At 62.6% G+C, this 20,218-nt stretch carries 20 protein-coding genes and 3 pseudogenes; 12 read left to right on the forward strand and 11 right to left on the reverse strand.

What is annotated here, in order from left to right; translation table 11 throughout:
* Positions 1-218: 218 nt before the first annotated feature.
* The 3 genes from NKJ06_RS13415 to NKJ06_RS13425 form a co-directional block, all read right to left on the reverse strand.
* A complete protein-coding gene (locus NKJ06_RS13415; protein ID WP_352632412.1) occupies positions 219-869 on the reverse strand; it encodes a dihydrofolate reductase family protein in 651 nt (216 codons plus the stop codon).
* A 108-nt stretch (positions 870-977) separates the two neighbouring features.
* On the reverse strand, positions 978-1,832 hold the full coding sequence (locus tag NKJ06_RS13420) for a protein-L-isoaspartate O-methyltransferase family protein (protein ID WP_352809970.1): 855 nt from the start codon (positions 1,830-1,832) through the stop codon (positions 978-980).
* Positions 1,833-1,917: 85 nt separating this feature from the next.
* Entirely contained in the window at positions 1,918-3,282 is a 1,365-nt protein-coding gene (locus NKJ06_RS13425) for an Nramp family divalent metal transporter (RefSeq protein ID WP_352632407.1), read from the reverse strand.
* 223 nt (positions 3,283-3,505) lie between these two features.
* Between NKJ06_RS13425 and mntR the strand changes: the two genes are divergently transcribed.
* Both mntR and NKJ06_RS13435 read left to right on the forward strand, forming a co-directional pair.
* Positions 3,506-3,958, forward strand: a complete 453-nt coding sequence (gene mntR / locus NKJ06_RS13430; protein WP_352632405.1) for a manganese-binding transcriptional regulator MntR — start codon at positions 3,506-3,508, stop codon at positions 3,956-3,958.
* A 99-nt stretch (positions 3,959-4,057) separates the two neighbouring features.
* A complete protein-coding gene (locus NKJ06_RS13435; protein ID WP_352632403.1) occupies positions 4,058-4,246 on the forward strand; it encodes a hypothetical protein in 189 nt (62 codons plus the stop codon).
* A 105-nt stretch (positions 4,247-4,351) separates the two neighbouring features.
* Here the strand turns inward: NKJ06_RS13435 and NKJ06_RS13440 are convergent, their stop codons facing one another.
* Positions 4,352-6,451, reverse strand: coding sequence for a hypothetical protein (locus tag NKJ06_RS13440; protein ID WP_352632401.1), 2,100 nt, complete (start codon positions 6,449-6,451; stop codon positions 4,352-4,354).
* Positions 6,452-6,639: 188 nt separating this feature from the next.
* On the opposite strand from NKJ06_RS13440, the gene ypfJ reads away from it, so the two are divergent.
* The 5 genes and pseudogenes from ypfJ to NKJ06_RS13465 all read left to right on the forward strand — a co-directional run bounded on the left by ypfJ (position 6,640) and on the right by NKJ06_RS13465 (position 11,890).
* Positions 6,640-7,572 (forward strand): KPN_02809 family neutral zinc metallopeptidase, encoded by a 933-nt coding sequence (gene ypfJ / locus NKJ06_RS13445; protein WP_352632399.1) that lies wholly within the window; start codon positions 6,640-6,642, stop codon positions 7,570-7,572.
* Between the two features lie 238 nt (positions 7,573-7,810).
* Positions 7,811-9,075: pseudogene (locus NKJ06_RS13450) on the forward strand (TCR/Tet family MFS transporter).
* Positions 9,072-9,981, forward strand: a pseudogene (locus NKJ06_RS13455) (aldo/keto reductase). The pseudogenes NKJ06_RS13450 and NKJ06_RS13455 overlap by 4 nt, the downstream one beginning before the upstream one ends.
* 193 nt (positions 9,982-10,174) lie before the next feature.
* Positions 10,175-11,116, forward strand: a complete 942-nt coding sequence (locus tag NKJ06_RS13460) for an alpha/beta fold hydrolase (protein WP_352632397.1) — start codon at positions 10,175-10,177, stop codon at positions 11,114-11,116.
* Positions 11,117-11,149: 33 nt separating this feature from the next.
* Positions 11,150-11,890, forward strand: a complete 741-nt coding sequence (locus NKJ06_RS13465) for a DUF899 family protein (protein ID WP_352632395.1) — start codon at positions 11,150-11,152, stop codon at positions 11,888-11,890.
* A 19-nt stretch (positions 11,891-11,909) separates the two neighbouring features.
* Here the strand turns inward: NKJ06_RS13465 and carA are convergent, their stop codons facing one another.
* A complete protein-coding gene (gene carA / locus NKJ06_RS13470) occupies positions 11,910-13,115 on the reverse strand; it encodes a glutamine-hydrolyzing carbamoyl-phosphate synthase small subunit (RefSeq protein ID WP_352632393.1) in 1,206 nt (401 codons plus the stop codon).
* Positions 13,116-13,392: 277 nt separating this feature from the next.
* On the opposite strand from carA, the gene NKJ06_RS13475 reads away from it, so the two are divergent.
* The 4 genes from NKJ06_RS13475 to NKJ06_RS13490 all read left to right on the forward strand — a co-directional run bounded on the left by NKJ06_RS13475 (position 13,393) and on the right by NKJ06_RS13490 (position 14,981).
* Complete coding sequence (locus tag NKJ06_RS13475) at positions 13,393-13,842, forward strand: GatB/YqeY domain-containing protein (protein WP_352632391.1); 450 nt, start codon at positions 13,393-13,395, stop codon at positions 13,840-13,842.
* A gap of 172 nt (positions 13,843-14,014) precedes the next feature.
* Positions 14,015-14,314, forward strand: a complete 300-nt coding sequence (locus NKJ06_RS13480) for a hypothetical protein (protein WP_352632389.1) — start codon at positions 14,015-14,017, stop codon at positions 14,312-14,314.
* Positions 14,315-14,477: 163 nt separating this feature from the next.
* Positions 14,478-14,723, forward strand: coding sequence for a hypothetical protein (locus NKJ06_RS13485; protein ID WP_352632387.1), 246 nt, complete (start codon positions 14,478-14,480; stop codon positions 14,721-14,723).
* 42 nt (positions 14,724-14,765) lie between these two features.
* Positions 14,766-14,981 carry a hypothetical protein gene (locus NKJ06_RS13490; RefSeq protein ID WP_352632386.1) on the forward strand — a complete coding sequence of 72 codons (216 nt, stop codon included), beginning with the start codon at positions 14,766-14,768 and terminating at the stop codon, positions 14,979-14,981.
* Between the two features lie 31 nt (positions 14,982-15,012).
* Here the strand turns inward: NKJ06_RS13490 and NKJ06_RS13495 are convergent, their stop codons facing one another.
* From NKJ06_RS13495 to NKJ06_RS13515, 5 genes are all read right to left on the reverse strand, one after another.
* A complete protein-coding gene (locus NKJ06_RS13495) occupies positions 15,013-15,453 on the reverse strand; it encodes a DUF2267 domain-containing protein (protein WP_352632424.1) in 441 nt (146 codons plus the stop codon).
* A gap of 290 nt (positions 15,454-15,743) precedes the next feature.
* Positions 15,744-16,661 carry an NADP-dependent oxidoreductase gene (locus NKJ06_RS13500; RefSeq protein WP_352632384.1) on the reverse strand — a complete coding sequence of 306 codons (918 nt, stop codon included), beginning with the start codon at positions 16,659-16,661 and terminating at the stop codon, positions 15,744-15,746.
* 154 nt (positions 16,662-16,815) lie between these two features.
* Complete coding sequence (locus tag NKJ06_RS13505) at positions 16,816-17,172, reverse strand: SPW repeat protein (protein WP_352632382.1); 357 nt, start codon at positions 17,170-17,172, stop codon at positions 16,816-16,818.
* Between the two features lie 202 nt (positions 17,173-17,374).
* A complete protein-coding gene (locus NKJ06_RS13510; RefSeq protein ID WP_352632381.1) occupies positions 17,375-18,334 on the reverse strand; it encodes a hypothetical protein in 960 nt (319 codons plus the stop codon).
* Positions 18,335-18,399: 65 nt separating this feature from the next.
* Positions 18,400-18,834: a CBS domain-containing protein gene (locus tag NKJ06_RS13515; RefSeq protein WP_352632379.1), complete on the reverse strand. Its 435-nt coding sequence runs from the start codon at positions 18,832-18,834 to the stop codon at positions 18,400-18,402.
* A gap of 226 nt (positions 18,835-19,060) precedes the next feature.
* Here NKJ06_RS13515 and NKJ06_RS13520 point away from each other — a divergent pair.
* Positions 19,061-19,177 (forward strand): annotated as a pseudogene (locus NKJ06_RS13520) (alpha/beta fold hydrolase); the annotation flags it as partial.
* A gap of 57 nt (positions 19,178-19,234) precedes the next feature.
* On the opposite strand, the gene NKJ06_RS13525 reads toward NKJ06_RS13520, so the two are convergent.
* Positions 19,235-20,212, reverse strand: a complete 978-nt coding sequence (locus NKJ06_RS13525; protein ID WP_352632377.1) for a hypothetical protein — start codon at positions 20,210-20,212, stop codon at positions 19,235-19,237.
* Positions 20,213-20,218 lie beyond the last annotated feature (6 nt).

The raw sequence follows: 20,218 nt of genomic DNA on the forward strand, positions 1-20,218 counted from the left end.
ATGTAAAAGGGGCTGGCCGCCGCGCCGGCCCCTTCTTTTGTGGCGCTGGTGATTGGCGAAGCCGCGAATCCTCTTTCTCGAGGGGAGATGGCCGGCAGGATTGTTCCTGTCTTGCGGCGACTGCGCCTTTGGCGAATGGCTTCCCCCACTCCGTCGCTGCTTCGCAGCGCCACCTCTCCCCCCTCCGGAGGGAGAGGAAAGGTGCCAAGGTCGTCCTGCTACTTCCAGTTCTTGCGCCGCTCGAGTTCGGCTTCTGATGGCTCTCCCGTGACAAAGGAGCCGACCTTGATTTCGCCCGCGCGCTCGTAGGTCGCCATGATGACGCCGGTGCTGGAGGTCTGCGACTTGACAAGCCTGAAGGCGGCCGGCATCGCGCTATCGCCGAACAGCCGCTTGCCCTTGCCCAGCAACAGCGGGAAGATCATCAGCCGGATCTCATCGATCAGCCCGTTGGCGAGCAAGGTCTGGATCAGATTGCCCGATCCCTGGATGAGCAGGTCAGGCCCATCCTCCTGCTTGAGGCGGCGCAACGTCGCGACGATATCGGGCCCAAGCGACTGCGTGTTCTGCCAGGTGAGGGTGTCAGGCCGATGCGTCGCCACATATTTGGTCGCAGGGTTGAAGGCGTCCGCGATCGGATCTTTCTGATACGGCCAGTACGCGGCGAAGATGTCGTAGGTTCTGCGGCCGAGCAGCAGGGCGAAGGGTTTGGAGAAGAGTTCATCCATTGCCGCGCCCGCCACCTCGTCAAAGTAATGGAAGGTCCAGCCGCCGAACTTGAAGCCGCCGACTGGATCCTCTTCCGGACCGCCGGGCGCCTGCATGACGCCATCGAGGCTGACGAATGTCGCTGCGATGATCTTTCTCATTGTCTGCTCCCTTTAACTCAATCCACGCCGTCGCGGCGGGATTTCAGCCCAAGGACGGGCGAGTGCTCATCGGTCCGACAGGACATGTGAAATTTTGGCAAATCACCGTCATTTGCGCGGCCTGGTGCGCGGCCTGGCGTCGAGATTTTTCGACGAGAACCAGACATCGCCGAAGATTGCCGTGGCGGTGCGGTCCGGCGCCTTGTCCTGCATCAGCCAGATCGAGCGGCTGCGCGCGGCTTGCTCGCGTGTCGGGATTATCGCCGCGGGGCCCGCAACCGAGGCGCCGACACAGGGAATGAACCACGACCGCATGAACGGATCGCAAGCGAAGCCCTTTTCGGTGCGGGTCACCATCACCGCCAGAGGGACACGCTCGGCCGGACGCCAGGGAAAGATCATGCGGCCGCCTGAGCGCAACGCCTTCAGCCATCCGGCCGGTGGTGCGGCGACGCCGGCATTGACATAGATGATGTCGGATGGCGGCAAGGGCACCGTTACCGCATTGCCATGGACGACGGTCACATTGCCATAGGTTTCGAGATTTTTCCGCGCGAGATCGGCCAGGTTTTCGTCGAGTTCGAAAGCGGTGACGGTGCCGCCTGATGAAACCAGCCTGGCCAGCACGGCGGTGTAGTAGCCGGTGCCTGCGCCGATATGAGTAACGGCTTCGCCAGGTTTCGGTGCAAGCTTACCGATCCACATGGCGTGCAGGAAGGGCTCGCCATTGTTGATGCCCTTGTCGTCGTCGAGTGCCACTAGCACGTTCTGGTAGATGTGCGCCGGATCGGCGCTGGGCGTCGTGATCTTGCCGTTGCCGGCGATGATCGTCCACGGCCCGGGACCGAGAAACGCTTCGCGCGGCACCTCGGCGAAAACCGCCTCCAGGCGCGGATCGGGCGAGCCGGCATTGGCCGCCATCAGCCGCGCGTAGAATTTCCTGATGTCTTCGATCCGGGTCATGATGCCGGAGAACATAACGCGGATTGCCGATTTGTCGCGAGGGCTAGCTCCGCGCAGAGTAGCCGGTTTCCCGGCGAGGCGGAGTTCAGCCGACGCTGAACATGGTATCGTAGAGCAGCTTGAAGTTGAGCACCAGGATGATCGCGGCGACCACCCAGGCAAGGGCCGCGACGCCGCGCGGAATGGCGAGGTTGCCCATCTTCTTCTTGTCGGAGACGAACTGCACCAGCGGGATGACCGCGAAGGGCAGCTGCATCGACAGGATCACCTGGCTGAAGACCAGCAACTGGCCGGTGCCCTTTTCGCCGTAGAGCGCGGTGACGACCACCACCGGGATGATGGCGAGGCCGCGCGTCAGAAGCCGGCGCGCCCAGTTGGGGATGCGCAGGCGCAGGAAGCCTTCCATGACGATCTGGCCGGCCAGCGTCGCCGTCACCGTCGAGTTCAGGCCGGAAGCCAGCAGCGCCACCGCGAACAGGATCGAGGCGATGCCGAGGCCAAGCAGCGGCGACAAAAGCTCGAAGGCCTGGCCGATCTCGGCGACGTCCTGATGGCCGGTGTTGTGGAAGGCGACCGCCGACACGATCAGGATCGAGGCGTTGACGAACAAGGCCAGCATCAGGGCGATGGTCGAGTCCGTCGTTGCCCATTTGATGGCGTCGCGCTTGCCCTTGTCTGTGCGTTCATAGGCGCGGGTCTGTACGATCGAGGAGTGCAGATAGAGATTGTGCGGCATGACGGTGGCGCCGATGATACCGATGGCGATGTAGAGCATCGCCGGATTGGTGACGATTTCCGACGACGGCACGAACATCGCGTGCAGGATCGAGCCGGCCGGCGGGGCGGCGACGAATATCTGGATGGCGAAGCAGCTGAAGATGATGATCAAAAGCGCGATGACGAAGGCTTCGAGATAGCGGAAGCCCTTGTTCATCAGGAGCAGCACGAGGAAGGCATCGAGCGCCGTCAGCATGGCGCCGCCGATCAGCGGAATGCCGAACAGAAGCTGCAGCGCGATCGCGGTGCCGATGACCTCGGCCAGATCGCAGGCGATGATGGCCAGTTCGCAGGCGATCCACAGCACGAAGTTGACCGGACGGGGATAATAGGCGCGGCAGGCCTGGGCAAGGTCGCGGCCGGTGGCGATGCCGAGCCGTGCCGCCAACGCCTGCAGCAGGATCGCCATCAGGTTGGACAGCATGATGATGAACAGCAGCGTGTAGCCGAACTGCGCGCCGCCGGCGAGGTCGGTCGCCCAGTTGCCGGGATCCATGTAGCCGACCGAGACCATGTAGCCGGGGCCCATGAAGGCGAACAGGCGACGGAACCAGACGCCCGAATTCGGCACGGCGATGGAGGAATTGACTTCGCTCAGGCTGGGCAGTTCGTCTTCCTCGGGCCTGGCGAAGCGCCATGAGGAGCGGGGAATTGTGGCTTCGACGTCGGACATGAGGGAGGGCTTTCCGCGAAACTGGTCCATATTCCGTTAAGCTATGCCATGGCTCAACATTATTCAATATGCTATATTTCATTGTTCGTGCTTTTATCTGGCAGCCGCTGGGGCAATCGAAGACGCCGGTTGCACCTGTGGTGGAATGCAAATAAACGGCCTGAAGAATCAAAGCCCGTGCTATGAATGCAGCAACGGCTAAAACTCCGAGGAGGAGCGCGTATTGGCGCTGAAGAACAGACCGGTCCCGCGCGAGCCATTGCCTGACGCCGATGTTCATTCGGAGGGATTCCGGCAGACGCGCGAAGCGCGCCGCAGCGCGCTGGTCGAGGATTATGTCGAGCTGATCGCCGACCTGATCGAGGACGGCAACGAGGCCCGCCAGGTCGACATCGCCGCACGGCTCGGCGTCGCCCAACCGACCGTGGCCAAGATGCTGACCAGGCTGTGCGCCGACGGGCTGGTGTCGAGAAAGCCCTATCGCGGCGTGTTCCTGACCGACGCCGGCCGCAAGGTCGCGGAGGAAAGCCGCATCCGCCACCAGACGGTGGAAGCTTTTTTGCGCTCGCTCGGTGTCAGTGCGGAGACGGCGCGCATCGATGCCGAGGGCATCGAGCACCATGTCAGCGCCGAGACGCTGGAAGCGTTTCGAAAAGCGATGACGGCGGCGCGCTGAGCCGCACTCGCCGCCGCATTTCCCGAGCCGCCGGAACCCCCGCACGCTAAGGACGTTGCTTGTGACACTCGCGCAAGTCGCGCGGCAAGGGAGGAAGCGATGGGCGTTGAACAGGCACCGACCGCAAAGGGCAAGCAGGCGGCCAAGGGACTGAAACAGGCGGCGGCAAGCGATGAGCGCAAGACCGAGGCCGAAACCGGCCATCCGCTGAAAAAGGGCGCGGCGCGTTTCGAGGAACGTTCGAAGAGTTCCGACGGCAAGAGCGCCGGCGCCAAGCAGAAAGATTAGACTCGCTGAGGGCAGCACCGCTTGGCCCTCCGCTATGGCTCCGGGCGTTCGGATCCTTTGAAAGGTCCACTGGACCTTTCAATTTGCCTGCGGCAAACCGGTCCCTCACTCCCTGACATCCTGCACCCAGCTGCGCGGGTGGCCGTCGACGCGGAACTGGAAGATGAAATAGGGCGGAATGCAGGTGCCCTTGCCGGCTTTCGCTTCCGCCAGATCGTCGTAGCCTGATGTGCAGATATAGTCCTCGCGGCAGGGATGCGCCTTGTCGCAGGCGCGCAGGCCGGCGGTCTTGGTGAATTCCCTGGTGCAGAATTTGTGGTCCTTGCCCGACGCGACGCAGTCGTTGAAGCCGGTCTTGGCGAGACGGCCGCACGTCGCCTCGTCGGGAAGCTTGTCGCAGCTCGCCTTGCGCAGCATGCCGCCGGGAAAGCCGCCTGTTTTCTGTTCGGGATTGTCATAGCGCTGGCGCGCCGCGCCGTAGCCGGCGAGCTTGACCAGCGGTTTCTTGTCCCGCGCCGGGTCGATGGCACAGGTCTTGGCGGTGGCTGGCGACAGGCGGCAATACCGGTCGTTGCCCCAGGTCGACATTTTGATCTCGCCGAACTCGACGGGATCACCGACCGCCGTGCCGGCCTCGCTGACGCAGGTGCCGAAGCCCGGATGGATGGCGCTTTCATGGACGCCGGCGCAGCGCAGGCCTGCGCCGCAGCTCCAGTCCTTGAAGCTTAGGTCCTCGCCGCGATAGCAGATCGAGCCCCACCCATTGGAGAGGTCGGTGCCCTTCAGCGCCTCGGCATATTTCGCGTCCGGACGGGCGGCGAAGCCGCGTGTAAAGTCCGGGTGGCCGCCGGCGGCGAATTGTTCGACGATGGCGCGGCGACGCGGGAGGTCGGCGAAGAAGACGGCCGAGCCAGGCACGAAGACTGCGTTGCGGCGCGGCTCGCTGGCCGGATCTGCGCCGGTGTAGTGGAAGCCGGCAATACCATGCGTCTGGTGGCAGCCGGTGCAGCTCATTTCGTTGAGCCGCAATTCGAAGCCGGCCACCGACTTGATGGTGGCGAGCATGTTGCCTTTGGCGACATAGTCCTTCAGCGCCTTGTCGATGTCGGCGTCGTCGACCAGCCCATGGGCGATGTTGTTCTGCGACCGGCTGAGGCCGCCGGGCGCGACGGAAACGGCGCTCTTGGCCAGGAATTTTTCGTCGATGACCAGCCGGCCATGGTCGAGGTCGTAGATGTTGCGGTCGGTGAGCAGCCATTTGGCGAAAGACGGCTTGTCGGCCAGCACGGTGGCGCGGTCGATCTGGTTTTCCATCTTCGCTTCATAGAAGCTGGACGTGGCCGGATCCCATTTGAAGATCTTCAGGAGATATTCGGCATGGCCGCCGAAATCGCGCCGTGTCGAGGCAGACAGCCTGAGCACCTGCATGTTGAGCTCGAGCCGCATGATCTGGGAGGCGTTCAGCATGGCGCCGGACAACGGCCCTTCGTCGGAACGCAGCCAGGCGGCAAGCTGGTCGGGGGGCAGGTCCTGTTTCCCGGCAGCCAGCCAGCGCTGGGCGATTTCGGCGCAGGACACATCGGCGGCGCGCGGCAGGTCCTTCGAGGCGCGGGCTTGCGCTTGGCGGGGGTTGGCGTTGAAGACCAGGCTCATGGTCAGCGGCAGCCGCGAGGAGATGCGCTGGCTTGCCTTGCCCCTGGCGGGCTTTTCCGCGACTGAATAGTGGAAGCGGTAGATCAGCCGGATCTCGCCGCATTCGGTGTGGCCGAGATAGCCGCGGTCCATGCGGTTGACGACGCCGGTCAGGTCGAGCGTCGAGCCGTCGTCGTCGATGTATTTCGGATTGAATTTCTGGCTGGTGTCCTTCGACCTGGCCATATCAGCGACATAGGGGTCTGGACTGGTCTTCGGTTCGTCGGCGATCTGCTGTTTAACCGTGTCGCGCACCGTGGCCAGCGCCGGCACCGAAAACAGGCCGCGATTGTCGACCTCGCGGGTGAGGCCGAGTGCGGGTCCGAGCAGGCGGCTGATCGACAGTCCGCCGCGCTCCAGCGCCTGCAAGGTGGCGGGATCGGTGACGGCGACGCTGGAATCGAGCGTGACGGCACGGGCGGACCCGATACCGAAACAAGTCAATGCCATCAGCAACAGCAGGAATTGGCCGATCGTCCGCAAGCGCCCCTCGCTTCCCAGAGAAACGGACATTAACGGTCTTCGATAGTCTCGGCCATGGGGACGATTGCAACGCCCAGCCACTTGCCGCAACGAACTTGGCCGCAAGGCGACCCGTGTGGCCAAAAAGGCCACCGAAAAATGCTGTGACTTGACGCAACCATTGGGATAATTGTTGTTGCCCCGGAGCAACGGGGAGGTTTGCAGCGCGAGGAGTTGCCATGCTCTGGAAGGGTCGTCGTCAGAGTGACAATATCGAGGACGCCCGCAGCGACAGCGGCGGTGGCGGGCTCGGTGGCGGCAGCCCTGGCCAGTTCCGCATTCCGATCGGCGGCCGCACCGGTGGCGGCGGCAGCATCTTCCTGGTTATCCTGGTGGTGCTGGCCGGATGGTATTTCGGCTTCGATCCGTCGACGATCCTGGGTGGCGGCGACGGCGGCCTGCTGCCGGGCGGCGGCGGCCAGATCACCGACAACAGCGGCGGTGGCCAGGATAGCGGCGCGGGTACGCCCGCCAGTGACGAGATGAAGCAGTTCGTGGCGACGGTGCTGGCCGAGACCGAGGATACCTGGACCGGCATCTTCAAATCGCAGGGGCTGACCTATGAGGACCCGAAGCTGGTGCTATTTTCCGGCCAGGTCCGCTCGGCTTGCGGCTTTGCCTCCGCCGCGGCCGGACCGTTCTATTGTCCCGGCGACCACAAGGTCTATCTCGACATGACCTTCTTCCAGCAGCTCGATCAGCAATTCGGCGCCTCGGGTGAATTCGCCCGGGCCTATGTGGTCGCGCATGAGATCGGCCACCACGTGCAGAACCTGACCGGCATCATGTCCAAGTTCAACCAGATGCGGCAAAGCATGGGCGAGGTCGAGGCCAACCAGATGTCGGTGCGCATCGAGCTTCAGGCCGACTGCTTCGCCGGCGTGTGGGCGCACTACACTGCGCAGAAAGGCATATTGGAGCAGGGCGACTTCGAAAGTGCGCTGAACGCGGCCAAGCAGATCGGCGACGACACGCTGCAGAAGAAGATGCAGGGCTATGTCGTGCCGGAAAGCTTCAACCACGGCACCTCGCAGCAGCGACAGACCTGGCTGACGCGCGGTTACAAGAGCGGCAAGCTTTCGGATTGCAACACGCTGAGCGGACCAATCTGACGAGACCGTTTGGAAATTCTACTCTGGCCGCCATCTGATGGCGTTTTCTCGCCTGAGCGGATTTCGAAAAAGCGGTCTCGGGCACGCGCCTTTCCTCCACTGATCTGCCGGCGAAGGCGCCGTCAGGTGATGTCAGGATGAAAGAATCCGGCCTGTTCCCTTATTGTTCCTTGTAGCGGGCTTGCCTATAAGGTGCGTCCGCCTGCGCCCCAGGGCGAGCAGAGGAGCTTGACCCATCATGATCGACCCCAAAACCGCCAGACGGGGCCTTGCGCTCGTCTTCACCACGCTGCTGCTCGACATTATCGGCTTCGGCATGATCATGCCGGTGCTGCCGGCCTATCTCAGGGAATTGACCGGGGTCAGCATCAGCGGAGCGGCGATCGAAGGCGGCTGGCTGTTCTTCGTCTATGCGGCGATGCAGTTCTTCTTCGCGCCCATCATGGGCGGCTTGAGCGATCGATTCGGACGGCGGCCGATCCTGCTCGCTTCCGTGCTGACGTTTTCCATCGACAACCTGATCTGCGCCGTCGCCTGGTCCTATCCCATGCTGTTCATCGGGCGTGTGCTGGCCGGCATTTCGGGCGCCAGCTATTCGACGACATCCGCCTTCATCGCCGACATCTCGAACGATGAGAACCGGGCGAAGAATTTCGGCCTGCTCGGCATCGCTTTCGGCGTCGGCTTCGTCATCGGACCGGTCCTGGGCGGGCTGCTCGGCACATTCGGGCCGCGCGTGCCGTTCTATTTCGCGCCGGGCTCGCCTTCGTGAATTTCCTGATCGCGCTGTTCCTGTTGCCGGAAACGCTTGACGACAAGCACCGCCGCCGCTTCGAGTGGAAACGCGCCAACCCGGTCGGCACGCTCCTCCAGATGCGCCAATATCAGGGCATCGGCTGGATCGGGCTTGTCTTCTTCCTGATGACGCTCGGACACATGATGTATCCGGCGGTCTGGTCGTTCGTTTCCAATTATCGCTATGGCTGGAGCGAGCAGCAGATCGGCTTCTCGCTCGGCGCCTTCGGCCTGTGCGGCGCGATCGTCATGGCGACGGTGCTGCCGCGCGTGATCCCCCGGCTTGGCGAGTGGAGGACGGCGGTCATCGGTCTTGCCTTTACGGGACTCAGCGCCTTCGGCTACGCGTTCGCGTCGCAAGGCTGGATGATCTATGCGGTGATCGTCTTCGGCTGTCTCGAAGCGCTGGCCGATCCGCCGCTGAGGAGCCTCGCCGCCGCCAAGGTGCCGCCTTCCGCGCAAGGCGAACTGCAGGGCGCGATGACCTCGATCTTCTCGATCACCTCGATCATCACGCCGCTGCTCTATACGGCGATCTTTTCCTGGTTCACCGGGCCGAGCGCGCCCGTGACCTTCGGCGGCGCGCCCTATCTGGTTGGCGCATGTTTCCTGATGCTGGCGCTCATCGTCTTCGTCACCAAAGTGGCCAGGCCGGTCGCGCGCACGAATGTCACCACCGGCGTTGCCGAAGATGGCGCGCAGGTATGAGTCACGACAGCCGCATAGCGCTCACCAGGGACGGACTGTCGCTATCGCGCCTCGTCTTTGGCGCCTCGCGTCTGCTCGACAGCGCTGCCCGCCCTGATGCCGAGGCAGTTGCGCGGCTGATCGGAACCGCCATCGATCTCGGCCTGACCAGTTTCGATCATGCCGACATTTATGGACACTACGAGGTGGAAGCGGCCTTCGGCGCCGGGCTGGCACGCTGGAAAGGCAAGCGCGACAGCATCGAGCTGATCTCGAAATGCGACATCATGCTGAAATCGCCGAACCGGCCAAACCACCGCCTGAAGCACTACGACACCAGTGCCGCCCATATCGCGGCCTCGGTCGACCGCTCGCTCGCCAATCTCGGCACCGACTATCTCGACCTGTTGCTGCTGCACCGGCCGAATCCACTGATGGATGCCGACGCGATGGCGGCCGCGCTGGCCGGGTTGGTCACATCAGGCAAGGTGAGGGCGGTCGGCGTCTCCAATTTCGCGTCGTCGCAGTTCGATCTCCTGGCCTCGCGGCTGCCGTTTCCACCAGATCGAAATGTCGGTGCTGAAAACGACCGCATTGACCGACGGCAGTCTCGACCATGCGCAGCGCCTTTCCTATGCGCCGATGATCTGGTCGCCGCTCGGTGGTGGCTCGCTGTTCACCGGCAAGGAGGGGTGCGAGGCACGGGTGCGCGCAGCGCTTGCCGCGGTGGCCGCCGAGATCGGTGCCGACGATCTTGCCGCAGTCACCATCGCCTGGCTGTTGCGCCATCCGGCCCGACTGGTTCCGGTGCTGGGCTCGATGAAGCCGGAGCGGCTGGCCGCCATGGCCAAGGCGCTGGAAATCAGCCTCGACCGCCAGCAATGGTTCGCCATATTGGAGGCCAGCGAAGGCCGGCCGGTGGCGTAGGACGAGGTACGACGATCCGGGAATTGGCTGCTTTCAGGAGCCCGGATGACCGGTTTTGAATGCCGTCGACCGGTGAGCGGCGCCCAGGCCAGCAATCGCGCTGCATTTGTAACTCTGATCAATCAGGTCTCCCACCCTAAGTTAGATCGGGAGGAACAGCGCCGGGGCTGGATCGAAACGAGAGGAGATCATCATGTTGAACCGGATGCTTCATCGAGTGGCGCTCGTGCTCGTCGCTATTGGCGCAACGTTGGCAGCAACTCTCGCCGCGCCTGCCGGGCGCCCAGGCGAGGCACCGCCCGGCTTCACCTCGGCCAAGGCCGCTGTGAACGGCAGCAATATGCATTATCTGCGTGGCGGGCATGGGCCGGCCCTCATCCTCGTGCACGGATTTCCGGAGGATTGGACCGAATACCAGGCCGTCATGCCGCGACTGGCGCAACGCTTCACCGTCGTTGCCGTCGACTTGCCCGGCATAGGCCGCTCGGCGCCGCCGCAAGGCGGCTACGAAGCCGCCAATCTTGCTGCGCAAATCCATGGCCTGGCGGATGCCTTGCATCTGGAAAAGCCCTATGTGGTCGGGCACGACCTCGGCGGCATCGTCACCTACGCCTATGTCAGGCGCTTCCCCGGCGCGCTGCGCGGCGCACTGATCCTCGATGTTCCGATGCCCGGGATCGACGGCTGGGACAAGGCGATTTCCGGCACCTGGCACATCGGCTTCATCCAGGCGCCCGGCGGCCTCGCCGAAAAAGTGGTTCCCGGCCGACAGGCCGCCATGCTTGGCTGGTTCCTCGACATCGGCAAGTTCACGAGGCTGGAGCGCAAATACTATTTCCGCATCTACCGCGCACCGCAGTTGCACGCCGCCTTCGAGATTTATCGCGCATTCCCCGGGGATGCCGAGTGGAACGCTAGCCAGATGGCGCCGAACAGCGTCCCGCTGGTCATTGCCTTCGGCCAGAAGTCTCCTTTCGGCGCGCTGCTGCCCACCTTCCTCGACGGCTATCGCGCCAAAGGCATGAGCCATATCGAAGGCGCCCAGATTCCCGGCGCCGACCACTATGTGCTGGCCGACAATCCCGACGCGGTTGCCGACCTGATCGAGAAGCACGCCGCCGCCGGCACACCATGATTGGGTCCAGCAAGGATGCAAGGGAGAAGCAAGATGAAAGACCTGACAAAAACCGACTTTCCAACACCCGAAATCGTCGATCGCACGACGTTCCAGGCCGGGATCGATACGCTCAGGCTGCGCGAGAAGGCGCATACCCGCGAAGGCGACGCCATCGCCGCCAGCCGCAGGCGGTTGCCGATGGTCAAGGTGGATGGCACGGCAGAGCTGATAGGCAAGAACGGCAAGACGACACTGCTCGATGCCTTTGAAGGCCGCCGCATGCTGATAGCGTATTACTTCATGTGGTACACCGGCAAGCCGGCCCCGGAACAGTGCGAGGGCTGCACCTGGGTGACATCGATGGTGCGCGAGCTGTCCTACATGCATGCCCGCGACATTACCTACGCCACCTTCTGCCAGGGACCGTATGAAGAGAGTGCCCGCTACCGCGACTTCATGGGCTGGGAGATGCCGTGGTACTCGGCGCAAAAGTCGCTCGACACGCTGCTCGCCGGACGCCCGGCCGGTATCATGTACCTGATCTGCTATCTCAGGCAGGGATCGGACGTCTACGAGACCTACTGGACGACGATGCGCGGCGTCGAGGCGATGGACAACAGCTATCGCCTGATCGACCTGACCGTCTATGGGCGGCAGGAAAAGTGGGAGGATTCGCCCGCCGGCTGGCCGCAATGGTGGGAAGGCAAGCAACGCATCCGCACCGACGGCCGCCCGACAGCGCAATGGGCTCGGCTCAAGGCCGGCTATTCCGACGATCTGGGAACCAGCTAAGGCTGAGGCTAAGGAAGGATCAGGCCCGCTCGGCCAGCAATTCCTCGCCGCGCTTTTCGCGGATCAGGTTGACGAAGCGGCGGAACAGATAGTGCGAATCCTGCGGGCCGGGCGAAGCCTCGGGGTGATGCTGGACCGAGAACACCGGCCGGCCGGTGAGTGTTATGCCGCAATTCGAGCCGTCGAACAGCGAGACGTGGGTCTCCTCGACGCCTGACGGCAGCGAGTCGGCATCGACGGCAAAGCCGTGGTTCATCGAGACGATCTCGACCTTGCCGGTGGTGTGATCCTTGACCGGATGGTTGGCGCCGTGATGGCCCTGATGCATCTTGGCGGTCTTGCCGCCCAGCGCCAGCGCCAGCATCTGGTGGCCAAGGCAGATGCCGAACACCGGGATGTCGGTCTTCAACAGGTCCTGGATGACCGGCACGGCATAGTCGCCGGTGGCTTCCGGATCGCCGGGGCCGTTGGAGAGGAAGATGCCGTCCGGCTGCATGGCGAGGATCTCCTCGGCGCCGGTCTTGGCCGGCACCACGGTGACCTTGGCGCCGAGACCGGCGAGCAGGCGCAGGATGTTGCGCTTGACGCCATAGTCGATGGCAACGACATGCATTGTCGGGTCGGCCTGTTCGCCAAAACCTTCGTTCCATACCCAGGGTGTCTCGCGCCAGACCGATGACTGGCCCGACGTGACCTCCTTGGCGAGGTCGAGCCCGATCAGGCCCGACCATGCGGCGGCGCGCCGCTTCAGGTCGTCGAGGTCGAACACGCCATCGGGCGCATGCGCGATGACGGCGTTGGGCATGCCCTTTTCGCGGATCAGCGCGGTCAGCGCGCGGGTGTCGATGCCCGACAGGGCGACGATGCCGCGCTTCTTCAGCCACTGGTCGAGACCGGTGCCGGCACGGTAGTTGGACGGGTTAGTGACATCGGCCTTGAACACGGCGCCGACAGCGCCGGCACGGGCGACCGGGTTGAGGTCCTCGATGTCCTCGTCATTGGTGCCGATGTTGCCGATATGCGGGAAGGTGAAGGTGACGATCTGGCCGGCATAGGACGGGTCGGTGAGGATTTCCTGGTAGCCGGTAAGTGCCGTGTTGAAGCAGACTTCGGCGACGGCGGAGCCGGTGGCGCCCAAGCCGCGACCTTCGATGACGGTGCCGTCGGCCAGCACCAGAAGGGCGGTCGGCTTTTCAGTGGCCCAGGCGGGCGTCATCTCGGCCATGGCGGCACTCCTATCAGGCTACACGCTTCCATAGGCCCGGCGGGCCATCCGCGCAGCAAACGGCGCGAAGCGGCGAATTCGCGGCCTCCACGCACACAAGCTTCAGTTCATGCAAGGCCCAGTACATAGGGGAAGGGGGCAGGGCGGTCAATGATCATGCGAAATGCGGCTTCGATTTATTTCATCAAGCAATATCAGAGGCTTGCCTTGGCACATCAGGGTTTGCGTTGACTCTCACCCGGCGCTATTGTCCGCGCCGATCGAAGGAGAATGCACCATGCGCGGCAAAATCGCCGAATCCCTGAAGAGCGCGATGAAGGCGCAAGACAAGCACCGGCTGCCGACATTGCGGCTGATCCAGGCCGCCATCCACGACCGCGACATCGCCAATCGCGGTTCGGGCAAGGAGCCGGCCAGCGACGAGGAGATCCTGCAGATCCTGGCCAAGATGGTGAAGCAGCGCGAGGAATCGGCAAAGGCGTTCGAAGACGGCAAACGGCCGGAACTGGCCGCGCAAGAGCGCGGCGAGATGGAGATCATCCGAGATTTCCTGCCGGCGCAGCTTGACGATGCCGCCATCACCACGGCGGCGCGCGAGGCGATTGCGGCGACTGGCGCGGCCAGCCAGAAGGACATGGGCAAGGTGATCGCCGCGCTGAAGCAGAAATATTCCGGCCAGATGGATTTCGGCAAGGCGAGCGGCATCGTCAAGGGGTTGCTGCAGTAAGGGTTGCCGCCCCCATCTCGTCGCTGGGGTGGAAAAATCGGCTGTCCTGCGCCTGTCCGTCATACCGAAGGTGAAGAGCCTCATTCGGCCGGGCGCTTCCCGAATCCAAGTCCGGGAAGTGGAACTCGGATACCGCCGAGATGTTTATCCGTCATGCAACCGGAGAGATGTCATGGCTGAGAACGAAACCCACTACGAAACCGGTGCGACGAAGTATCCGGCAAAGACCGATGCCGACGCATCCGATAAATTCTCGCAGGATGCGGCCGGCAACAAGAAGCCTGCCGGCGGAGTGGGGCTCACCCGTCGGATGGGCGAAGTGGAAGACCGAACCCACCAGTCGGACGGGCAGAACCCGCCGAGGCAAGCCACGCCGGGTACCGCGACGGAAAAGGCGTCCGGCGCCAGTCCGGCGGTCGCCGGGCGTTTGAAGGGCACCAAGGCTCCGAAGATCAGGCGGCAGCAGCGCTAAGCCGAACCAAGCCACTTGGCGAGAAGACTATTCGACGCCTTTCGGAACGATCCCGTCGCTTTGCCATTATCAGCACGAGGGCAGGCCCGGACAGGCAACGCCGTGAGACAGCGACGCGCCACTTCCTCATCCGGGCGACAACACGAACATTCCGGAGGAAGCGATGACTGGACGCAGAACCCACGATCAACAAATTCGCATCATTGAAGAGGCGGAAAACAAAAAGAACGCCGGCAAGGATTTCGATGCGAAGGCGGATCTGAAACGGTCGGCGGCGGAACGCGAAGCGCTGCGCAAGGGATCGGACATAAGAACCGACGCACCTGATCTCGTCGATCCCGACGACCGCAACATCCTCCGGGGCAAGAACCAGGAGAGCGTCCATCACAAGAACCGTGCTGACGACTAGGCACCCATCGTGAGACGTTTTGGCATAGATTGGAGGCAGGCCATGGCACGCGGCAGCAAGAAACACATCGGAGCAGGTTCGCAGGGAAAGGGTTCTGGCGCAGGCGCCATGACCGTAACGCCAAAGGATAAGCTCGAAGAAAACAAGGTTCTATCCAATCGCGACAAGGCACAGCATTCCCGAGAACGCGGCTTGGATTCCAGACAGGTCGCGACTGAGCAGCGCCAGGATCACGCCGCCAACCGGTTGCGGGATTGACGGCTGGGAGTCGCCAGAATCGTTGCCCTCGCTATTTGACGCCGATGCTTTCGGGCCAGAGAGCCTGGATTTCCTTCGGCAGCGCATCGCGAACCTTTGCCGATTGGCCAAGATCAATATGCCGTGCAAGAACGCGGAAGACCGTGCGGGCTGCATCCTTGGGATCGACGGGGCGGATCGATTTTAATTCCTCGTCGATCTGCTGCGAGAAGTCTTCCAGCGAGCGCGTTTTGTCTGGCTCAGCTGCGGGCCGGGAGTGATCGTAGTAAGCGCCGCGCACAAGCAGCGGCAGTTCTGCCCCAAGCTTCGCCGCAAGTCCGATCTGCAGCCTGTCCCTTAAGGTCCGCAAGACCGCGCCCAATATGTGCCATGCAACCCGCCGATCCGGGCCGTGATCGTCCATGATCTCATCGAGCCAGATGTTCGTTGTCTGCAGCGTCCTGTCGAAAACCTCCAAACCGGTAGCGCTCATTATCGCCTCCTCGTTCATTCATGCATAGTCTCGAAACGATGCTCGGGGGCAATCGTTTCGCTATCCGTTGAGAAAATTTCTCCGGCAGTCGAGATCTGCTTGTCGGCGGAATCCGGGAACGCTCTCGATTGCGCCTGGACCCGCCCGACAGAATTCGTTCCTCAACTGGCGCCCAATGGTCGCGCAGCTGGGCAAGCGCGGAACACAACTGAAGCTGCTGTTTCCAAATGCGCGGAATGGCGGCGACCGCTATCCCGTCGGAGAGATCCGCAATCGCTGCCATCAGGTCGTTAGGCTGAGACCTCAAGTACGATCTTGCCGCGCACATGCTCGTTTTCCAGCCGTTCCTCCGCCCTGGCGACCTCTCCAAGAGGATAGATAGCTTGCACGAAGGGGATGACCTTGCCGGCGTCGATGAGATGGCCGATCTCCGCGAGATGTGCCGCATTCGGCTCGGCCAAATAGGAGACGCCACGCGCGCGACGCAAGTTTGCCTTTTCCTGTGAAGGTTGGGAAAGCGTGGAAACGAGCGTCCCGCCTGGCTTGAGCACATCCCAGGAGCGGTCCTGCGTGTCGCCCGCGATAAGGTCGAACACCAGATCGACCTTATCGACGACCTCTTCGAAACGCTGATCCTTGTAGTCGATCGTCTGATCCGCGCCAAGCTCGCGGACGAAAACGATGTCCTCGGCGGAAACCGTTGTCGCGACGAACGCGCCCGCGGCCTTGGCCAACTGGATCGCCAGATGACCGACGCCGCCGGCGCCGCCATGGATGAGAACCCTTTGCCCGGATTTGAGGCCGCCATGATCGAACAGGCCCTGCCAAGCAGTGATGCCCGCAAGCGGCACCGCTGCGGCTTCGATATGGCTTAGACGCTCCGGTTTCGCAGCCGCCTCCGTCGCCTTGACCACGACATATTCGGCATTGCCGCCGCGGTCATGACCAAGCATGGCAAATAGCGGGTCGCCCTTCTTCAGCGTATGCGCTCGCGTGCCGCATATTTCCACCGTGCCGGACACGTCACGCCCGAGCGTGACCGGCAGGGGCTGGCTCGTCGAACCTTCGCGGGTCTTGTAGTCGATCGGATTGACGCTCGCCGCGCGGACCCTGAGCACAACCTCGTCGTCAAGGGGCTGAGGAAAGGGGACTTGATCGATCGAAAGAACCTCCGGTCCGCCAAAAGCATGGATGCGGACTGCTTTCATGTCGACATACCTCCTCCTCGTTCGGCTGTCGGCGACGCTGTCTACGGGTCGACGTTAGCGGTTGTGCGGCCCGTCGCTGCGGCGCCTGCATGTTCATTTGCTCGTGCAGGCCACACCCGCTAGATCAATCGGCGCCGCAGCGACGCCAGTCCTGCTAGGCCGCAGACTGCGTTGGAGGGTTCTGGTACATCATCCACAGCTCGATCGCAGCAAGGACCGCGACCAGAACGCCGATTACCACATGCACGCTCATGGCCGTGGTTGCCTGGAATCCAAGGACCCAGGGAGACACGAGTACCCAAAGACCCACAACGAGGTTCAACCATTCCTCCCAAATAGCAAAGGCGGAGAGGGCGGCAACCGAAAGCAAGAAAATCACGATGCCGCTGCCCATGGCATTCTGGGACTGTGTCCCTGCCGCGAAGGCGAATATCCAGGGAGAGAAGAAGAGAGCTGCTCCGAGGATTAGATTTGCCACGTCACAAAGCTTGGCGTTTGACCACTGGTTCATGATTTTTCTCCATCAAGCGTGCTTTCCACGCTTCCGAAGCTTAGTCGGCTGGCCTTGAAACCGCCGGTCCACATGGCGGCAAGGCTACAACCGGACTTGCTGGCTCTCTAACTGTGTTGCAGGCCATTGGTTCCAATCAACAAATCTGGAGCACCGTCGGCTGTGCATGTTGCCGGGCATTTTTTCCTCGGCTGGGAGCATTTCAGCCACTCTTGATCGGTCCGCGAGCTACAAACGCAGCGGGAAGATGCGAGGTGCAGGCCATCACCCATGTTATCGCCTCTCGATCATATTCGTCACCGGAGCGCCAGTCCTCGAAGAAGGCGTTCAACGTGCCGACACGCTCGGGCCAGACGTCGCTGGCCTGCAGCCCGAGTGACACGCCGAAATTGGTGAAAGCGAACTTCGTGTCGCGCAGCCACGGCGCGCGGCTGAAATAACCTGGCGGGTCGACCCACATCGTTTCCAGGGTTCTAAGCGATCGTTTCGTCTGGGCCTCGGCCCATGGCTCCGCGGGGAAGAAGTGGGCGAGCCACAGCATCATGCCGAGACCGAGATCCTGTTCGATATCGAGCGTTTGCCAATCGCGCTCGATCAGGTCACGCATCTGCGCGATTTCGGGCGCCAGCTCGTCTTCATCGAGCATCCGGTAGGAGACATAGCCATCGTAGGCGTCCATGCTGCCGAGGCCATAGCCGGGATAAGGACTGTTCAAGTCCTCCTGCATCTTCCAGATCACACCGCGCCCGGGGATCACAAAAGCCGGGTGAATGTCACGCGCCAGCGCGATACCGCGCGCGCGGTATCGCGGCTTCAGATCGCCGAGACGCGCCAAGGCAAACAGCCACATCGCCAGGTAGTGGAAATACTGACCGTCACGATCGGCCGCTTCCCCGATCCTCAGTCCGCGCTGACGGCCGAGCACACGCTCTACATCGGCCACAAGCCGCTCAGCCTCGTCCAGCCAGCGGGCCTCGCCAGTTTCCGTATAGAGTGAGATGTAGAGCACGACCCCGAATGCATCGGTCCACAGATAACGCAGGCCGTTAGGCCAGATGCCTTCGGCCCGCATCCAATCGAGTTTTCGCAGCACATAGTCGACGTCACGCAACATTGGCACCAAACCCGAACGATAGACCATGCGGTTGCTACCAAGCGACATGCGCCTCTGTCTGGGCCGGCTATCGCAATCTGGTCGGCAGCGACGCCGCACTTGTTAAGCTGACCTCAATGCATCTGCGAATGCTGTCCGCCATGCTGCGAGATGCCGCTCAATGCCTCACCCGCTTCTGCCGATTCGCCATTCATGGCGAGGTCGCCCAGCGAAACAATGCCGATTAGTCGCTTGTCGTGGTTCAACACCGGCAGGCGCCTTACTTGAAGCTCACCCATTTTGCGAAGGACATCATCGGCGTCTTCGTCATCGAAACAATATTCGACGTCAGGGCTCATCACCTCGCGAATTTTGGCGTCGGGTCCTTTGCCCTGGGCGATGCCGCGGATCGCGATATCTCGGTCCGTTATCATGCCGACAAGCCGGTCGTTCTCGCCCACCGGCATGACGCCGGCGTCGAGACGGCCCATGGTTCGGGCGGCATCGCGTATGGTTTGCTCCGGACTGGCGATCTGAACGTCTCTCGTCATACAATCGGCAATCCTCATTGTAACCTCCTCTCGTTCCACGGCCCCGCGCCGCCTGATACTTGAATGAGCGCCCTTGGAAAACGTTCCATGGTTTCGGTCTGCACGAGCGCTATGAAGGCGCAGGACAGAGCGAGGAATCCGTCGAGGCTTTCAGCATCATGCTAATGCCGTAGCGACGGGTCGCTTGCTACCGGCCAGATTTCGGCGGTTCGAGCGCACGGCGCAATGCCGGCGCCTCATGCTGGATATGATCGCTGCGACGGTGCCCGGCGCGAAGCTTGTCGTCCTGCCCGCGGTTCACTTGTCGAATGTCGAGTATCCTGCCGAGTTCATGCAGGCCGTGCTCGACTTTCTGCGCTGAGCTGGAGCGCGACATGGATCGTGCTTGAAGTCCGCAGGCATTTAGGGGAAGCGGACCTCATGGCTCCTTGCAAATCGGCACCGGCTGCGGCGGCCGCGCCGGGTGATCCTTCCTGTATTGAGCGATGATCGGCTCGAGGGTCTTTCGCGGCCAGAATTTCGGAGCGCCGATTTCCTTCAGGCAGGATGCGTTCCAATAGGCGCCCGCCTGCGAACGGCCGGCTGCTACCGCGGCGACATCGCGTGATTCAGGATAGATGTAGAGCGTCGTCGGATTGTCCTTGACCATCGTGATGATCTGCCGCGCGTCTGACGGCGACCAACTGGTGCAGCCATTGCTGCGGCCGCCGGCATAGTCCACCAGCTTGCCGAAAGGCACGTAACCGTCATGGTCGGCGTGCGAGCTGTTCGGATTTTTGCGCAGGCACATGCCGTGCAGCACCTGGGCTGCGTGGCCGCCGATCACCCGCTGCCTGGCGTTCGCGGCTTCGCCCTCGCCGTCGAACTGTATGAAGGTGCGCTGGAAAACCGCATCCTGTTTCGCGCCAGTGCGGTAGAAGCCCTTGAACGAGGTCTTCGCCTCGCTAGTCATATAGGCGCCGCCGGCCGTCAAGGACGAATCCATCGCATTGCCGAAGTTCTTCGCGCAGCGTCTGCCGTTGGCGAAATCGACGACGCCTTTCAAATTCCGGCCGCTGCCGTGGCCCGACGAAATCGCGCGAAACGACTGGCTGCTTTCGCAAATGACATAATAGCGGTGTCCGGGCTTGCCATTGCCCAGATCGCTGGGGCGCGTCGCGTCCATGGCAAAGTAGCAGCGGTTCTTGACGGCGCCTTGGGCCACTTTTTTCAGGTAAAGCGCGCGGGCTCGCTTCAGCACCACTCGCGAGATCTGACCGTCGCTGTCGCCGACATGGGCCTGCAGCCAGGCGGGAACATCGGAAGGTGCGGCAAATGATCGGACCGACGCCGCCGCTGCGATGACCATGACAAGAAGGCTGGCGACGACACCCAGATAGACAGATCTTAGCCGCACCGGATC

The sequence above is a fragment of the Mesorhizobium sp. M0293 genome (assembly GCF_040321735.1).
Taxonomy (GTDB): Bacteria; Pseudomonadota; Alphaproteobacteria; order Rhizobiales; family Rhizobiaceae; genus Mesorhizobium.

Coding starts and splice junctions, on each gene's coding strand:
- NKJ06_RS13415 (WP_352632412.1), bottom strand. CDS start 869: ATGAGAAAGATCATCGCAGCGACATTCGTCAGCCTCGATGGCGTCATG.
- NKJ06_RS13420 (WP_352809970.1), bottom strand. CDS start 1,832: ATGACCCGGATCGAAGACATCAGGAAATTCTACGCGCGGCTGATGGCG.
- NKJ06_RS13425 (WP_352632407.1), bottom strand. CDS start 3,282: ATGTCCGACGTCGAAGCCACAATTCCCCGCTCCTCATGGCGCTTCGCC.
- NKJ06_RS13435 (WP_352632403.1), top strand. CDS start 4,058: ATGGGCGTTGAACAGGCACCGACCGCAAAGGGCAAGCAGGCGGCCAAG.
- NKJ06_RS13440 (WP_352632401.1), bottom strand. CDS start 6,451: ATGTCCGTTTCTCTGGGAAGCGAGGGGCGCTTGCGGACGATCGGCCAA.
- ypfJ (WP_352632399.1), top strand. CDS start 6,640: ATGCTCTGGAAGGGTCGTCGTCAGAGTGACAATATCGAGGACGCCCGC.
- NKJ06_RS13460 (WP_352632397.1), top strand. CDS start 10,175: ATGTTGAACCGGATGCTTCATCGAGTGGCGCTCGTGCTCGTCGCTATT.
- NKJ06_RS13465 (WP_352632395.1), top strand. CDS start 11,150: ATGAAAGACCTGACAAAAACCGACTTTCCAACACCCGAAATCGTCGAT.
- carA (WP_352632393.1), bottom strand. CDS start 13,115: ATGGCCGAGATGACGCCCGCCTGGGCCACTGAAAAGCCGACCGCCCTT.
- NKJ06_RS13475 (WP_352632391.1), top strand. CDS start 13,393: ATGCGCGGCAAAATCGCCGAATCCCTGAAGAGCGCGATGAAGGCGCAA.
- NKJ06_RS13480 (WP_352632389.1), top strand. CDS start 14,015: ATGGCTGAGAACGAAACCCACTACGAAACCGGTGCGACGAAGTATCCG.
- NKJ06_RS13485 (WP_352632387.1), top strand. CDS start 14,478: ATGACTGGACGCAGAACCCACGATCAACAAATTCGCATCATTGAAGAG.
- NKJ06_RS13490 (WP_352632386.1), top strand. CDS start 14,766: ATGGCACGCGGCAGCAAGAAACACATCGGAGCAGGTTCGCAGGGAAAG.
- NKJ06_RS13495 (WP_352632424.1), bottom strand. CDS start 15,453: ATGAGCGCTACCGGTTTGGAGGTTTTCGACAGGACGCTGCAGACAACG.
- NKJ06_RS13500 (WP_352632384.1), bottom strand. CDS start 16,661: ATGAAAGCAGTCCGCATCCATGCTTTTGGCGGACCGGAGGTTCTTTCG.
- NKJ06_RS13505 (WP_352632382.1), bottom strand. CDS start 17,172: ATGAACCAGTGGTCAAACGCCAAGCTTTGTGACGTGGCAAATCTAATC.
- NKJ06_RS13510 (WP_352632381.1), bottom strand. CDS start 18,334: ATGTCGCTTGGTAGCAACCGCATGGTCTATCGTTCGGGTTTGGTGCCA.
- NKJ06_RS13515 (WP_352632379.1), bottom strand. CDS start 18,834: ATGAGGATTGCCGATTGTATGACGAGAGACGTTCAGATCGCCAGTCCG.